Here is a 14,796-nt window from a genome sequence, read left to right as displayed (position 1 = left end):
CAACGGGCCGCCGACAGCGGTCCTTGTGGGCGCGTCCTGGTGACGCGGTCCCGATGGCCCGGTGCTGATGGCCCGGTCCTGATGGGCGCGCGCCGGGATGGCGCGGCTCTGATGGGCGCGGGTCCTGACGACGCGGCTCTGATCAGGACGTGACCCCGGCCGTCTCACGCCGGCCCCGCGGCAGCCCGCTCGCCAGGTCCTCGGCGATCAGCTTCTTGGCGATGGCGTCCGTCGCCGCCCGCAGCTCGGGCCCGCTCGGCCGCCCGCGCTCCCGCTCGACCTGGTTGCTGAGCCAGTCCCCCCAGGCGCGCGTGATGACGTCGGCCTCCCGCTTCCCCGCCTGGGTGTGCGAGAGCAGATTGCCGGTCCGGGTCAGGAACCCCTCGTCGACCATGCGGTCGAAGACCGGGAGCAGGACCTCCGGGGGCACCCGCCGGCCGGCCGAGATCAGACCGAGGCTGGCGTGCCCGACGAGCCGGGTGAAGAGCTCGACCTGCATCACCGCCCAGGCCCCCGCCGTGTCGAGCCGGGTGTCGGAGTCGGTGACGATCCGGCGCGCGGTTTCCAGGTCCGTCCTCCGGATGATCCGGCCGACGGAGAGTTCGAGCAGCTTGGCCGAGTCGCCGGAGGTGGTCGGGGATCCGAAGCCCTCGCCCATGTCGGGCGCCGAGGCCCGGGCGGGGTCCCGGAGTGGCACCTCCTTCAGGAAGAGCGCCACGACGAAGCCGATCGCGGCGACCGGTACCGTCCAGAGGAAGACCGTGTGCAGGGTGTCTGCGTACGCCTGGACGATCGGAGCCGCGACGTCGCCCGGCAGCCCGTGGAGGCCGGCCGGGTTCTGTGCGGCCACCGTGAGGGCGGCCGGATCCGGGGCCCCCGGGACGGCCGCCGCCTCGCCGACCCCCTGCGCGAGGTTGGGCTCCAGGGAGTTGGTGTAGATCGTGCCGAAGACGGCGGTGCCGAAGGAGCTTCCCAGCGTACGGAAGAAGGTGACGCCCGAGGTGGCGGTGCCGAGGTCGGCGTAGTCCACGGTGTTCTGCACGGCGATGGTGAGCACCTGCATGCACAGACCGATGCCGGCACCGAGCACGAACATGTACAGCGACTCCAGCCAGGCGCTGGTCTCCGGGCCCATCAGCGACAGCAGGAAGAGACCGAAGCCCATCACAAGACAGCCCGCGATGGGGAAGATCCGGTAGGTGCCGGTCTTGCTCACCACGTTGCCGCTGTAGATCGAGGCGATCAGCAGACCGACGACCATGGGCAGCGTCCGGATGCCGGAGATCGTGGCCGAGTCCCCGTCGACGTACTGCAGGTAGGACGGCAGGAACGTCATCGAGCCGAGCATGGCGAAGCCGACGACGAAGCTCAGCACGGAGCAGACGGTGAACACCGGATTGGCGAACAGCCGCATGGGCAGCATCGGTTCGGCCGCCCGGGTCTCGACCCAGCAGAACAGCGCGAGCGCGATCAGGCCCCCGGCGAAGAGACCGATGATGACGCCGGAACCCCAGGCGTACTCGTTGCCGCCCCAACTGGTCGCCAGGATCAGGGCGCTGGAGCCGACCGCGACCAGAGCGATGCCGATGTAGTCGATGACCGGTTTGCTCGCGGAGCGTACGGAGGGGATCGTGCGGGCGGCGGCGATCACGACCAGGATCGCGATCGGGACGTTGACGTAGAACGCCCAGCGCCAGGTCAGATGGTCGGTGAAGAGTCCACCGAGCAGCGGGCCGATGACCGTGGAGACGCCGAAGACCGCGCCGATCGCGCCCTGGTACTTGCCGCGGTCGCGCAGCGGGATCACATCGGCGATGAGCGCCATGGAGGTGACCATCAGGCCGCCGGCGCCGATGCCCTGCAGTCCGCGCCAGACGATCAGCAGGGTCATGTTGGTGGCGAGGCCACAGAGGAACGAGCCGGTGATGAAGATGATCGCGGAGATCTGGAAGATCACCTTGCGCCCGAAGAGATCGCCGAACTTGCCGACGAGGACGGTGGCGACCGTCTCGGCCAGCAGATAGGCGGTGACCACCCAGGACATGTGGGCGGCGCCGCCGAGGTCCGAGACGATGGTCGGCAGGGCGGTGCCGACGATCGTCTGGTCCAGCGCGGCGAGGAGCACGCCGAGCATGATCGTCCCGAAGACGATGTTGCGGCGGCGGCTGTCGAGCACGGGAGGCTCGGCGGCCGGGGGCGCGGGCGCGGCTTCGCTGGTGGTGGTCACCCTCGCAGCCTCACATCGGGCGGGGCCGCCCGCATGTGGGAGTCGGCCGAACCGGTGCGGCGGCGGGGCGGCGCCCCGAACGGGCTATTCGGTACGCGTGTCATGTCGGGCTCGGGACGCGCGACCCCCGTCGCCGACCGCCCCCGTCGCCGACCGCCCCCGACGCCGACCGGCCCCGACGTCGCCCGGCCCGGCCCGGGTGACGGGCTAGCGCGGGACCACGGGCAGCAGCGGGTGGTGCTTCGCCAGCACCTTGTTGGCCCGGGCCAGCGCGGCCAGGGCGTGCTCGCGGTCCGCGCGGTCCTCGGCGCACAGCGGCCCCCGGAACCGGAGCACCTCGCGCGCCGCGCAGTCGGCGTCGACCTCCGCCTGGAGGACGTGCAGCGGCAGACAGGAACCGATCATCGCGGCCACACGGTCGGGGATCGGGACGGGGACGAGGGGCGAGGGCGAGGTGATCACGGGTCAGTCCTTGTGGGTCTGGTGTCGAGGAGGTGTCTCCTTCTCCATACGTACAGGATGGTGTTCCGGGTTCGTCGACGGGGATGTCTTCGTGAAGCAACGGCCCGCAGGCCGTTCGGCGGGGTGTGCGGACCGGTCGTGGGCCCCGTTCGCAGCGGGACGGTCGGCGGCGCGGAACGTTCTCGCAGGTGCGCGGCGCGCGGTGCGATCTTCACACGGAGCCGACGACTCGGATCGCTCAGACGTCCGTCGAACGCGGAGTCGAGCATCCCCTCTTCGGTGCAAGATCCTCCCCGGAGGAATGTGAAGCATCTCACCTGCCGCTCGGGCCGTCGACGGGCAGAGGTCGCGCGTGGGAGATCGTGCTCGGACGGTTGAAATCCTGTTACATCCGAGTAAGTTGACTGCGCGGTAAGTCCAGCGATCGGTAACTCCCCGCCCGTATGCCGCGAACGGGAGCCCGCCATGGGCGTACGCGAGGCTCTCGGGAGTTGGCGGGCCGTCACTGCCGCCGAGTTCGCCGGTGAAGTCGAGGCCGCCGCGAAAGGGCTGATCGCCGCCGGTATCGAGCCCGGCGGACGGGTCCTCCTGATGGCACATTCCTGTCTACGCCACCTCCTCGGCCGAAGTTCCGTATCGTGCCGGGGGAGTTCACCGAGGAGAACGGGATGCTCACCCCCTCGCTCAAGGTCAAGCGGCACGCGGTGACGGCGGCCTGGGCGACCGAGATCGAGGCGCTCTACGGGTGAGCGGGTGACAGCACCTCGGACAGGTCGTACGAGACGGGCTCCTCCAGCTGCGTGTACCCGCAGGACTCCGGCGTCCGGTCCGGCCGCCACCGCTTGAACTGAGCCGTGTGCCGGAACCGGTCGCCCTCCATGTGGTCGTAGCCGACCTCGCACACCCGCTCCGGGCGCAGCGCCACCCACGACAGGTCCTTCTTCCCCGACCAGCGGCTCGGCGCGCCGGGCAGCCGGGCCCCCTCGTGCGCGGCCTCCTCCGCCCATGCCGCCCAGGGGTGCCCGTCGGGCGGGTCCATCCGCAGCGGTTCCAGCTCCGTGACCAGCTCCTCGCGGCGCTTGGCGGTGAAGGCGGCGCACACGCCGACGTGCTGGAGGGTGCCGCCGTCGTCGTACAGGCCGAGCAGCAGCGAGCCGACCACGGGCCCGCTCTTGTGGAAGCGGTATCCGGCCACGACCACATCGGCGGTCCGCTCGTGCTTGATCTTGTACATCAGCCGGGCGTCCGGCCGGTACGGCAGATCCAGCGGTTTGGCGATCACGCCGTCCAGGCCCGCACCCTCGTACTGCTCGAACCAGTGCTCCGCGAGTTCCGGGTCCGTCGTCGCCGGCGCCAGGTGCACCGGGGCGTCGACCCCGCGCAGGGCTTCTTCCAGGGCGGACCGGCGGTCGGTGAGCGGGGTGTCGAGGAGGGACTCGTCGCCGAGGGCGAGCAGGTCGAAGGCGATGAACCGGGCCGGGGTTCGCTCGGCCAGCATCCGCACCCGTGAGTCGGCGGGGTGGATGCGCTCGGTGAGCCGGTCGAAGTCGAGCCGTCCGTCGTGCTCGATCACGATCTCGCCGTCCACCACGCAGCGCTGCGGGAGCCGGGGCAGCAGGGCCTCGACCAGTTCGGGGAAGTAGCGGGTCAGTGGCTTGCCCGTACGGCTGCCGATGACAAGGTCCGGGCCGTCGCGGTGCACGATGGCGCGGAAGCCGTCCCATTTCGCCTCGTACTGCATGCCCGGCGGAATCTTCTTCACAGCCTTGGCCAGCATCGGCTTCACGGGTGGCATCACCGGCAGATCCATGGACCGATTGTCCGGTATGCGGGGAATGTCGGCGAGCCCTACGCTGGCTCGCATGGCGAGCAAGGCGGCAGCGGTGGAACTGGAAGTCGGCGAGCGGACCGTACGCGTGTCCAACCCGGACAAGGTGTACTTCCCTGAACCCGGCTACACCAAGCTCGACATGGTCAGCTACTACCTGGCGGTCGGGGAGGGCATCACCCGCGCGCTGCGCAACCGCCCCACGACGCTGGAGCGCTACCCCGACGGGGTGACCGGCGAGTCCTTCTTCCAGAAGCGCGCCCCCAAATACCTCCCGGACTGGATCCCCACCGCCCACATCACCTTTCCCAGCGGCCGGTCCGCCGACGAGATGTGTCCGACCGAACCCGCTGCCGTCCTGTGGGCCGCCAACCTCGGCGCGGTCACCTTCCATCCCTGGCCGGTGCGGCGCGAGGACACCGACCACCCCGACGAGCTGCGCATCGACCTCGACCCGCAGCCGGGCACGGACTACTCCGACGCCGTGCGCGCCGCGCACGAGCTGCGCGCCGTGCTCGACGAGCACGGGCTGCGCGGCTGGCCCAAGACCTCGGGCGGCCGCGGCCTGCACGTCTTCGTACCGATCGAGCCCAGCTGGACCTTCACCCAGGTGCGCCGCGCGGCCATCGCCTGCGGGCGCGAACTGGAGCGGCGGATGCCGGATCGGGTGACGACGAAGTGGTGGAAGGAGGAGCGCGGCGAGAAGATCTTCGTCGACTACAACCAGACCGCCCGCGACCGCACGATCGCCTCCGCCTACTCCGTACGGCCCCGCCCGCACGCGCCGGTCTCCGCGCCGCTGAACTGGGACGAGATCGACGACGCGACACCGCGGGACTTCGACATCAGGACGATGCCGGCCCGGTACGCGGAGGTGGGCGACGTCCACGCAGACATGGACGACCACCGTTTCAGCCTGGAGAGCCTGCTGGAGCTGGCCCGTCGTGACGAGGCGGAGCACGGGCTCGGCGACCTGCCGTACCCGCCGGAGTACCCGAAGATGCCGGGGGAGCCCAAGCGGGTGCAGCCGAGCCGGGCGAAGAAGGACGACTGACGAGCCACGACGGGCCCCGGGGCTTCTGTCGCCCCTAAAACAACACGAACGATCGTGCTAATATTTTCTCATCGCTCCGGCCGACCGAGGAGATCCGGCATGACTCCCCCGATATCGCTCGTGCGCACCGCCCTGAACGCCGCCTCACTCGTAGCCCCTGGCCCCGCCGGGCGTGCCACCTTCGCGCTCTTCGTCCGACCGCTGGGCCGCTCCCGGCTGAGACCGGAGGAGGAACCCCTCTTCGCAGAGGCCCGGACGGGCCGACTGCGGGTCAACGGCAAGAGTGTCGTCACGTACGCCTGGGGCGACGGCGCACGGCCCGTGCTCCTGGTGCACGGCTGGTCCTCGCGCGCCTCGCGTCTCTCGGCCTTCGTCGAGGCTCTGCGCGCCCAGGGCTACAGCCCGGTCACCTTCGACGCGCCCGGCCACGGCGCCTCGGAGGGGCGGGCCAGCAACATCCTCGAGTACCGCCGCATCATCCGAGAACTCCACGCCGAGCACGGCGATTTCGAGGCCGTGGTCGCGCACTCCTTCGGGGTGCTCGCCGCGCTGTTCGCGCTGCGCGACGGCGTGCGGACCGGACGGTTCGTGGGGATCGGCGGAGTCGGTCGGTTCGACCTCCTCGTCGAGGAGTTCAGGGCGGGCTGGGGGCTCAGCGACCGGACCGTCCGCCGGCTCCGCCGCCATGTCGAGCGGACGCTCTTCCGTGGTGAACCGGACATCTGGCAGCGCCTGAACGCGACCCACGCACCGGCCGAACTGGACGCTCCCGTCCTGCTGTTCCACGACGACACCGACGACATGGTCCCGCTCGCCCACTCCCGCGCCACGGCCGAGGCCCACGGTGACCGCGCCCACCTGATCGTCACCCATGGCCTCGGCCACCGTCGCATTCTCGCGGCCCCGGAGGTCGTGGCGGAGACGCTCCGCTTCGTGACGGAGCCGGTGCCGGTCCGGGGTGAGGCGGCAGCGGTACACGGTTGAGAGGGGCCTGCCGCCTCAGCTCGACGGCGTCGCCGGGTTCGCGGTCTTCGGGGCGTCCGGGGCGTCGTCGATCTCGTCGCGGGCCCCGTCCGTGGCCTCCGCGCGCAGGCGGGCTGTGATGCCACGGCTCGCGCGCGCATAGGCCGATGTGTCGCCGTGCAGGACCGACTGCGCGTTGGCCGCCTCCATCAGGGCGATGATCTCGAAGGCCAGTTGGGGGACGTCGGCGTCCGCGACCAGGCCGCCCGCGAGGCGGGCATCGTCCAGGTTCTGCTCCACATACGTGACCCAGTCGCTGCGCGCCTGGGCGATCGCGTCGTGGACCGGGCCGCTGCGGGCGTCGAACTCCGCCGAGACGGCGTAGAAGAAACAGCCGCCCGTGAAGACCCGCTCCGAGGAGTACGCGAGCCAGTTCCGGCACAGCGCCCAGACCCGGCCGGGGCCCGGCGGCAGGTCGGCGAGCGGCGCCACCACCCGGCCGGAGAAGACGGCGACGGCCGCGCGGATCGTGGCGAGCTGAAGCTCCTCCTTGGAGCCGAAGAGCGCGAACACCCCGCTCTTGCTGAGGTTCAGCTCGGTTGCGATCCGGCCGAGGGACAGGCCTTCGAGGCCCTCGACCGACGCGATGTCCATCGTCCGGCCGAGGACCAGGCGCCGGGTCTGGTTGCCGCGCTCGACGCGCCCGTCCGTCTTCATGCCGTCCATCGTACTGAACGCACGATCGTGCGGACATCCGGCGGGCGGCCCGCACCGCCGTCCCTCAGGGGCTGATGTCGAGGACGGCCCAGTCGGTGTACGGCTCCTCCTGGACGTAGATCCTGGGCCCGCGGCCGACGACACGGCGACGGCCGACGCGGGCACCGTCGGAGCGGGTCAGCCGTCCGGTGACGAGGGGCTTCACCTCGCTGCCGAGGAGCTCGCACGACACGAGCCGGTCGTGATCGTCGCCGTACCCGCCGAAGAAGGTGATCCGTTCACCGTGCACGGCCAGCGCCTTCGCGGCGCGGACGGGGTTGGTCCGGACGACCGTCCTCTTCCCGGGCCGGACCTCCAGGAGCGCGAAGTGGTGGTACGTACAGGCCCAGGCGTGCGTCCGGTGCACATTGAGGGCGTAACAGTCGGAGATCTCGCCGCCGTCCGCGCGGTCGTGCCGCCACAGCGGCTCGCCGTCCATGCCCCAGCGGCGCAGACCGGGCCAACTCAGCGGGTCGTCGCCGAAGATTCCCTCGTCGAAGTAGCCGACCCAGAGCGCGCCGGACTCGTCGGCCAGCAGATGCTCGACGGCGTCGCCGACCCGGAAGTCCCACGACTCACGCCCGAGCGCGTCGAAGACCTGCACCTGGCGCTCCGACGGCCGGCTGCGGGCCGCGGCGACGACGAAGCCGCCGTCGGGCAGCGCGTCCACACGGGGGTACCGCACGGCCACCGCGCTGAGCTCCGTGGCCGAGTACCGACCGCCCTCGACGGTCACCACCACCGCGTCGTACGGCGGTTCCTCCGGCACGCCGGGGGTGAGCAGCCACAGCGCGCGCCCGAAGGCGTCGACGGTGCTCGCCAGGATGTGATGGTCGCGGTACGGCCGCGGCAGGCGGGCGTACGGTTCGAGTGCGGTCTCCTGCATGGTCATTGCTCTCCTCGTCAGGGGGTCTCCAACGCGCGGCGGCACGATGTGCCGGGCGGCGCGCGGGCCGGGGAGAGAGAAGCGGGGCGCCTAGACGGCATGGCCCTTTCTGGTCGTCATGGACGCATGATCGCATGGCCGCGGCCGACGGGGGGTACGGTCGCGTGAGGAGGCGGCGCAGTGCTCGGCGCGCCGCATTGATCGAACGTTGATGGGCCGTTTACGGCCACGGGGCAACGTGTCGGCCATGCAGACCGACAACACCGCCGTACTGACCGCCCCCGCCCCCGCCGCCGACATGTCCTGGCAGGAGAACGCCCTGTGCGCCCAGGCGGGCCCCGAATTCTTCTTCCCGGCCCCCGGCTCGTCCACGCGCGAGGCGAAGCAGCTGTGCGGGGCGTGCGAGGGGCGGGTGCAGTGCTTGGAGTACGCCCTGGAGCACGATGAGCGGTTCGGGGTGTGGGGCGGGCTCTCGGAGAAGGAGCGGGGGCGGCTGAAGCGTCAGCGGGGGTGAGCGGTGACCCTGTCGTCCGCGCGCCTGGGCATGTCGGCCCGGACGTCGGGCGAGCGAACACCCAGATCGCGCTCCCGGTCCCGTCTGCGGACGACACGCACGGGCCGGTGCCCACCGACCGGTGACGCCACCCCGCCCGTGAGAGGGTCACCGGCGAGCCAGACTCTCCCGGTCTGACGGTCGTGAGCGGTGTTGATCTCGGTGGAGAGCCCCGCCGGCACGACGACGAGCGAGTGGCCGTCGTCCAGTTCGACCACGAGCCCGCCGTACTGGTGCTCCCCGGTCGGCCCGAAGGAACAACCGTAGGCACGCCACGGATGCGTCCGCAGGACGTGCCTCGCGCGCGCCGCGGACACGAGGCCGGCCCACGTCAGCGCGATGTAGGGGGCGTTCTTGAGGTGGCGGGGGAGGTCGTCGGAGAGGGCCTCGCGGAAGGCGGTCGCCGCCTCGCCGCGCCAGGTCGTGCTGTCCGACAGGAGCTGGTCCACCAGGCGCCACGCCGTGCCCAGCGAAGTCGCCGACGTCGTCAACTTCGTCCTCAGCGCCGCGATCTCCGGCGGGCTGCCCGGCGCCGGGTTCCAACCCAGGTGCGGGAACGTCCCCTCAGGCACGCTCCACCGCCCGGAACGCCGACTCGATCGAGCGGTTCAGCTGCGCACAGCTCTCGTGGCTCGCGCTCACGCCCTCGTGAACCGCCTTGATCCGTAAGCCCAGTTGCCCCGCCCCGTACTTCCACCGCCGCTGGAACCCGTCGCAGGCCTCGTCCAGCTCCCGCGTCCCCAACTGGTCCGCCCGTACATGCTCCAGCGCCCGTCTCGCCGCGCTCAGCGACGTCAGCGACTGGTCCAGGGCGCGCGAGAAACGGCCCAACTGATCCGTGTCCACCTGAAGATCGGGATCCATGGGCGATCACCCTGGCAGATCATCGCCAAAGAGGAGAAATGCCGTCCCGCCCCCGAGTGAGGAGATAACCGGATGCTGACCCGGGCCCGGCCTCACTACGATCATGGAGCCATGGACCAGGAACTCGCCGCCTTCGAGCGCACGATCAGCAGGCTGCGGAGCCTGCCCCTCGGCGATCCCGCCCGGATGCGCGGCGAGGAGCTAGCCGCCACCTTCGCCCGCGAGAGCCGCAACAAGCGCCGCAAGGCACGCCGCGCCGAGCAGTCGGCCGCCGACGCCGCCCTGGCCGCGCGCACCGCGACCGGGGCGCTCGACCGGCGCGAGGACGCGCCCCTGGTGGCCCTGGACCAGGAATCCCCCGGCGAGTTCCGCCGGGTCAGGTACTGCTATGTCTGCAAGTCGTCCTACCGACAGGTCGACGCCTTCTACCACCGGCTCTGCCAATCCTGCGCCGCCGACAACACCGCCCGCCGCGCCCTGAGCACCGACCTCACCGGCCGCCGGGTCCTGCTCACCGGCGGCCGCGTCAAGATCGGGTTCCAGCTGGCGCTCATGATGCTCCGCGACGGCGCCGAGCTGCTCGTCACCAGCCGCTTCCCGCACGACACCCTGAGCCGCTTCCGGGCCGCCGAGGGCAGCGAGCGGTGGCTGGACCGGCTCACCGTCGTCGCCATCGATCTCCGCGACCCGCGCCAGGTCCTCGGCCTCTGCGAGCGGCTGCGGGCGGAGGGGCGACCGCTGGACATACTCGTCAACAACGCCGCCCAGACGATACGCCGGCCCCCGGAGTCGTACGCCCTGCTCGCCGCGGGGGAGCGGAAGGCGCTCCCCGAGGGCGTCATCCCGGCACCGGGGTACGAGACCGGCGGCGACCGGGTCCCGGTCGTCGCCGGCCTGGAGCCGGACGAGGCCGGGTTGCTGCCCGACCTCTCGGCCCAGAACTCCTGGTCCGTACGGCTCGGCGATCTCGACGCCGCCGAACTCCTGGAGACCCAGCTCGTCAACGCCCTCGCGCCGACCCTGCTCTGCGACCGGCTGCTGCCGCTGCTGCTCGCCTCCCCGCGGCCGCGCCGCTACATCGTCAACGTGTCGGCCGTCGAGGGGCGCTTCGCGGTACGGAACAAGACGGGCGGCCATCCCCACACGAACATGGCGAAGGCCGCCCTCAACATGCTCACGCGCACCAGCGCCGGCGAGCTGGCCGAGCAGGGCGTGCACATGTGCAGCGTGGACACGGGCTGGATCACGGACGAGAACCCGGCGCCCCGCAAGGCCCGGATCGCGGCCGCGGGCACCCGTACGCCGCTCGACGTCGTCGACGGCGCCGCGCGGATCTACGACCCGATCGTGCGCGGCGAGGCCGGGGAGCCCGTCTCGGGCGTCTTCCTCAAGGACTACCGGGAAGCCGCCTGGTAGCGGGTCGGCGCCTGACCGGTAGGCGCCTGGCCGGTCGGCGCGTGGCCGGTCAGCCGGCCGCGCGGGCCGCCATCCGCGCCTTGCGGGCGGCGAGCTTCTCGTCGAACTTGCTGGCCTCGCTGTCCAGACCCGCCATGTAGAGCCCCAGCTCCTCCTGGGCCTTCAGGCCCTCCGGGCCGAGACCGTCGATCTGGAGCACCTTGAGGAAGCGCAGCACCGGCTGGATGACGTCGTCGTGGTGGATGCGCATGTTGTAGATCTCGCCGATCGCCATCTGCGCCGCTGCCCGCTCGAACCCGGGCATGCCGTGTCCGGGCATCCGGAAGTTCACGACGACGTCCCGCACGGCCTGCATGGTCAGGTCGGGGGCGAGCTCGAAGGCCGCGCCCAGCAGGTTGCGGTAGAAGACCATGTGCAGGTTCTCGTCGGTGGCGATACGGGCCAGCATCCGGTCGCAGACCGGGTCGCCGGACTGGTGGCCGGTGTTCCGGTGCGAGATGCGCGTGGCGAGCTCCTGGAAGGCGACGTACGCGACCGAGTGCAGCATCGAGTGCCGGTTGTCGGACTCGAAGCCCTCGCTCATGTGCGCCATCCGGAACTGCTCCAGCTTGTCCGGGTCCACCGCGCGCGAGGCCAGGAGGTAGTCGCGCATCACGATGCCGTGCCGGCCCTCCTCCGCGGTCCAGCGGTGCACCCAGGTGCCCCAGGCGCCGTCGCGGCCGAAGAGGGTGGCGATCTCGTGGTGGTAGCTGGGCAGGTTGTCCTCGGTGAGCAGGTTCACCACGAGGGCGATCTTGCCGACCTCGGTGACCTTGGACTGCGACGGCTCCCAGGCCTCGCCGTCCTCGAAGAGGCCCGGGAAGTTACGGCCGTCGGACCACGGGACGTACTCGTGCGGCATCCAGTCCTTGGTGACCTTGAGGTGCCGGTTGAGCTCCTTCTCGACCACCTCTTCCAGCGCGTAGAGCAGCCGCGCGTCGGTCCACCCTGTCGAGCTGCCGAGGTGGGGAGAGGTGAGCGTCACGGGGACTCCTGGGGGACGGAGAAGGGTATACGGAATTACCTACGGATTCGTAGGTTACGAGACCGTAGGTTAAGGCTCCGTAAGGCGTCGGCCAAGCCCGTCTCACCGATGTCCGGTTACGTTCGGTTATGTACGCAGCTGGTGGCGTGTCCGCAGAGAGGCAGGTCACGCCCTCGGCGCCCCCGCCTGGCGTGATCATGGCTACTCGTAGCGGAGGGGCTCCGACGCAGAGGCGGTAAGCGGAGGGGCCGCGACCGCCGCAGCGGCAGCGTGTGGCTGCCGGCCGCGGCGGTCGAGACGCGCGGTGGGGACCAGGAGCTCGCCCCCGTCCTCACCCCCGGCGGAGGTGCGAAGTGCTATTGCACCGCTGACCCCCCGCCCCCTCGCCTCGTCGAGCCCTCGTCGAGCAGTCCCTCCCGTACCGCCTCCGGCGTCGTCGGCCGCAGCTCACCGTCGAGCAGCAGCCAGCGGGTGATTCCCAGCGACTCCAGGAACGGCACATCGTGGCTCGCCACGATCAGCGCCCCTTCGTACGACTCCAGCGCCGCCGTCAGCTTCCGGACGGAAGCCATGTCCAGGTTGTTGGTCGGCTCGTCCAGCATCAGCAACTGCGGAGCGGGTTCGGCGAGCAGCAGCGCCGCAAGCGTCGCCCGGAACCGCTCCCCGCCCGACAGCGTCCCGGCAGCCTGATCCGCCCGCGCGCCCCGGAAGAGAAACCGCGCCAGCCGCGCCCTGATGGCGTTCCCCGACGCCGAGGGCGCGAACCGGGTGACGTTCTCCACCACGCTGAGCTCGTCGTCGAGGACGTCGAGTCGCTGCGGCAGGAAGCGCAGCGGCACCTCCGGCAGCACCTCGCCCGACAGTGGCTCCAGCTCCCCGGCGATCGTCCGCAACAGCGTCGTCTTGCCGGCTCCGTTGCGGCCCACGAGCGCGATCCGCTCAGGGCCGCGCAGCTCGAACTCGCCACCCACCCGGGCTCCGTAGCGCAGCTCCACCTCGCGCAGCGACAGCACGCCACGGCCCGGATGGACCGTGGTGCGCGGCAGCTCGATCCGGATCTCGTCGTCGTCCCGTACCGCCTCTACCGCCACGTCCAGTCGCTCCCTCGCCTCGGCGAGCCGCTCCGAGTGCAGGGCGCGGTGCTTGCCCGCCGACACCTGAGCCTCGCTCTTCCGGTTGTTGGCGACGATCTTCGGGACCACCTTGTTCGCGGCGCTCTTCTGCGCGTACCGCTTGCGCCGCGCCAACTTCTGCTGGGCGTCGGAGAGTTCGCGCTTCTGACGCTGTACGTCGGCCTCGGCGACCCGCACCATCCGCTCGGCCGCCTCCTGTTCGGCGGCGACCGCCTTCTCGTACGCGGAGTAGGTGCCCCCGTACCAGCCGACCTCTCCGTCCCGGAGATCGGCGATCTGGTCGACACGCTCCAGGAGTTCGCGGTCGTGGCTGACCACGACCAGCACCCCGGACCAGGCGTCCACCGCCTCGTACAGCCTGTGGCGGGCGTACACGTCGAGGTTGTTCGTCGGCTCGTCGAGCAGCAGGATGTCCGGCCGGGCGAGCAGCAGCGCGGCGAGCCGCAGCAGGACGGACTCACCGCCCGACACCTCGCCGATGGTCCGGTCGAGCCCGATGTGGTCGAGCCCGAGCTGGTCGAGCGTGGCGCGGGCCCGCTCCTCCACGTCCCAGTCGTCGCCGACCGCGGCGAAGTGGGCCTCGGCGGGGTCGCCCGCCTCGATGGCGTGCAGCGCGGCGCGGGTGGCCGCGATGCCGAGCGCCTCGTCGACCCGCAACGCGGTGTCGAGGGACAGGTTCTGCGGGAGGTAGCCGACCTCGCCGACGGTGAGGACCTTGCCCGCGGTGGGCGTCAGCTCGCCCGCGATGAGCTTGAGCAGCGTGGACTTGCCCGATCCGTTGAGGCCGATCAGCCCCGTTCTGCCGGGGCCGACCGCGAGCCGGAAGTCGTCGAGGACCTCGGTGCCGTCGGGCCAGGAGAAGGAGAGGGACGAGCAGGTGATGAACGTGGGATGGGTCGCCATGGTGGCCTCCCTGTTGCAAGAGCGTGGGCTGGGGCAACGGGTGAGACACCGGGGGCGCGGGCAGGCACAAGGGCTCGTACGCCGAGGTCGAAGACGGCACACGCGGCGGCAAGGGGCACGCGCGGCACGGTGTCTCGAAACCTCAGACGAGCAACGGCCTTCTCCGATCGGGCGACAACAGGGCCGGACCAGAAGCTACGCCGTGCGCCGAGCGGGAGACAAACGATTTATGGACGCTCAGGCGTAGTCGTCGAGGAGCTGGGCCAGATCCTGGTCCCAGTCCAGGTACTGGTGCTCGCGGCCGACCGGCACCAGGTGCTGCGACCGCTTGAGGAAGCGCCGCAGCTCGGCCGTGCGGATGTGCACCACGGCCACGCCCTCGGGCGCGTGGAACTCGACGACGGTGCGGTCGTAGCCGTACGGGCGGACACGGACGTCCCCCACCCCGGCCGGGCCCTCCACGCCCTGCGCCAGCAGCTCGCGCGAGAACGCCCACGACACCTCGACGCCCTCCAGCGTCGCCGGCGGCGGGAACGCCATGCTCACCGCGAAGGGATCCGCACGGTCGTACCGCAGCGTGGCGGGGACGGTTTCCATCCTGGGAGCGGATGCGACCAGACGGGCCTGGACGGCCTGCTCGATGACGGTGGACAAGGCCAGCTCCTGTCGCGCGGCTTCGGTTCCTGACGTCTCCCTGACACAGGGGAAGACGAACGATCGGGCCGGA

The 14,796-nt window shown here is 71.1% G+C and carries 14 protein-coding genes; 4 read left to right on the top strand and 10 right to left on the bottom strand.

What is annotated here, in order from left to right; translation table 11 throughout:
* Positions 1-142 precede the first annotated feature (142 nt).
* From ABZ939_RS27195 to ABZ939_RS27185, 3 genes are all read right to left on the bottom strand, one after another.
* Complete coding sequence (locus tag ABZ939_RS27195; RefSeq protein ID WP_361860403.1) at positions 143-2,227, bottom strand: MDR family MFS transporter; 2,085 nt, start codon at positions 2,225-2,227, stop codon at positions 143-145.
* Between the two features lie 207 nt (positions 2,228-2,434).
* Positions 2,435-2,686: a hypothetical protein gene (locus ABZ939_RS27190; protein WP_361860667.1), complete on the bottom strand. Its 252-nt coding sequence runs from the start codon at positions 2,684-2,686 to the stop codon at positions 2,435-2,437.
* 742 nt (positions 2,687-3,428) lie between these two features.
* Positions 3,429-4,499 (bottom strand): ATP-dependent DNA ligase, encoded by a 1,071-nt coding sequence (locus tag ABZ939_RS27185; protein ID WP_361860401.1) that lies wholly within the window; start codon positions 4,497-4,499, stop codon positions 3,429-3,431.
* Positions 4,500-4,551: 52 nt separating this feature from the next.
* Here ABZ939_RS27185 and ligD point away from each other — a divergent pair, with 52 nt between their 5' ends.
* Positions 4,552-5,571, top strand: a complete 1,020-nt coding sequence (gene ligD, locus ABZ939_RS27180) for a non-homologous end-joining DNA ligase (protein WP_361860398.1) — start codon at positions 4,552-4,554, stop codon at positions 5,569-5,571.
* 99 nt (positions 5,572-5,670) lie between these two features.
* The gene (locus ABZ939_RS27175) at positions 5,671-6,555 is read left to right on the top strand and encodes an alpha/beta hydrolase (RefSeq protein WP_361860395.1); all 885 of its coding nucleotides are present in this window, start codon (positions 5,671-5,673) and stop codon (positions 6,553-6,555) included.
* Positions 6,556-6,570: 15 nt separating this feature from the next.
* Here the strand turns inward: ABZ939_RS27175 and ABZ939_RS27170 are convergent, their stop codons facing one another.
* Together ABZ939_RS27170 and ABZ939_RS27165 are read right to left on the bottom strand one after the other, a co-directional pair.
* Positions 6,571-7,260 (bottom strand): TetR/AcrR family transcriptional regulator, encoded by a 690-nt coding sequence (locus tag ABZ939_RS27170; RefSeq protein ID WP_361860392.1) that lies wholly within the window; start codon positions 7,258-7,260, stop codon positions 6,571-6,573.
* A 55-nt stretch (positions 7,261-7,315) separates the two neighbouring features.
* A complete protein-coding gene (locus ABZ939_RS27165; RefSeq protein ID WP_361860389.1) occupies positions 7,316-8,176 on the bottom strand; it encodes a hypothetical protein in 861 nt (286 codons plus the stop codon).
* A gap of 247 nt (positions 8,177-8,423) precedes the next feature.
* Between ABZ939_RS27165 and ABZ939_RS27160 the strand changes: the two genes are divergently transcribed.
* Positions 8,424-8,690, top strand: coding sequence for a WhiB family transcriptional regulator (locus tag ABZ939_RS27160; protein ID WP_361860386.1), 267 nt, complete (start codon positions 8,424-8,426; stop codon positions 8,688-8,690).
* On the opposite strand, the gene ABZ939_RS27155 is transcribed toward ABZ939_RS27160, so the two are convergent.
* Together ABZ939_RS27155 and ABZ939_RS27150 are read right to left on the bottom strand one after the other, a co-directional pair.
* On the bottom strand, positions 8,678-9,301 hold the full coding sequence (locus ABZ939_RS27155; RefSeq protein WP_361860383.1) for a hypothetical protein: 624 nt from the start codon (positions 9,299-9,301) through the stop codon (positions 8,678-8,680). The genes ABZ939_RS27160 and ABZ939_RS27155 overlap by 13 nt on opposite strands.
* Positions 9,294-9,593 carry a hypothetical protein gene (locus ABZ939_RS27150; protein WP_361860380.1) on the bottom strand — a complete coding sequence of 100 codons (300 nt, stop codon included), beginning with the start codon at positions 9,591-9,593 and terminating at the stop codon, positions 9,294-9,296. Before ABZ939_RS27150 ends, ABZ939_RS27155 begins: the two co-directional genes overlap by 8 nt.
* A 111-nt stretch (positions 9,594-9,704) precedes the next feature.
* On the opposite strand from ABZ939_RS27150, the gene ABZ939_RS27145 reads away from it, so the two are divergent.
* A complete protein-coding gene (locus ABZ939_RS27145) occupies positions 9,705-11,009 on the top strand; it encodes an SDR family oxidoreductase (protein ID WP_361860377.1) in 1,305 nt (434 codons plus the stop codon).
* 49 nt (positions 11,010-11,058) lie between these two features.
* Here ABZ939_RS27145 and ABZ939_RS27140 read toward each other — a convergent pair whose 3' ends face one another.
* From ABZ939_RS27140 to ABZ939_RS27130, 3 genes are all read right to left on the bottom strand, one after another.
* Positions 11,059-12,033, bottom strand: a complete 975-nt coding sequence (locus tag ABZ939_RS27140; RefSeq protein WP_361860374.1) for an acyl-ACP desaturase — start codon at positions 12,031-12,033, stop codon at positions 11,059-11,061.
* Positions 12,034-12,389: 356 nt separating this feature from the next.
* Positions 12,390-14,069, bottom strand: coding sequence for an ABC-F family ATP-binding cassette domain-containing protein (locus tag ABZ939_RS27135; protein ID WP_361860371.1), 1,680 nt, complete (start codon positions 14,067-14,069; stop codon positions 12,390-12,392).
* Between the two features lie 237 nt (positions 14,070-14,306).
* Entirely contained in the window at positions 14,307-14,723 is a 417-nt protein-coding gene (locus ABZ939_RS27130) for an SsgA family sporulation/cell division regulator (RefSeq protein ID WP_361860369.1), read from the bottom strand.
* Between the last annotated feature and the right edge of the window lie 73 nt (positions 14,724-14,796).

It is taken from the genome of Streptomyces sp. NPDC046712, from assembly GCF_040645695.1.
Lineage (GTDB): Bacteria > Actinomycetota > Actinomycetes > Streptomycetales > Streptomycetaceae > Streptomyces.
This window is presented reverse-complemented; position numbering and strand designations above follow the sequence as displayed.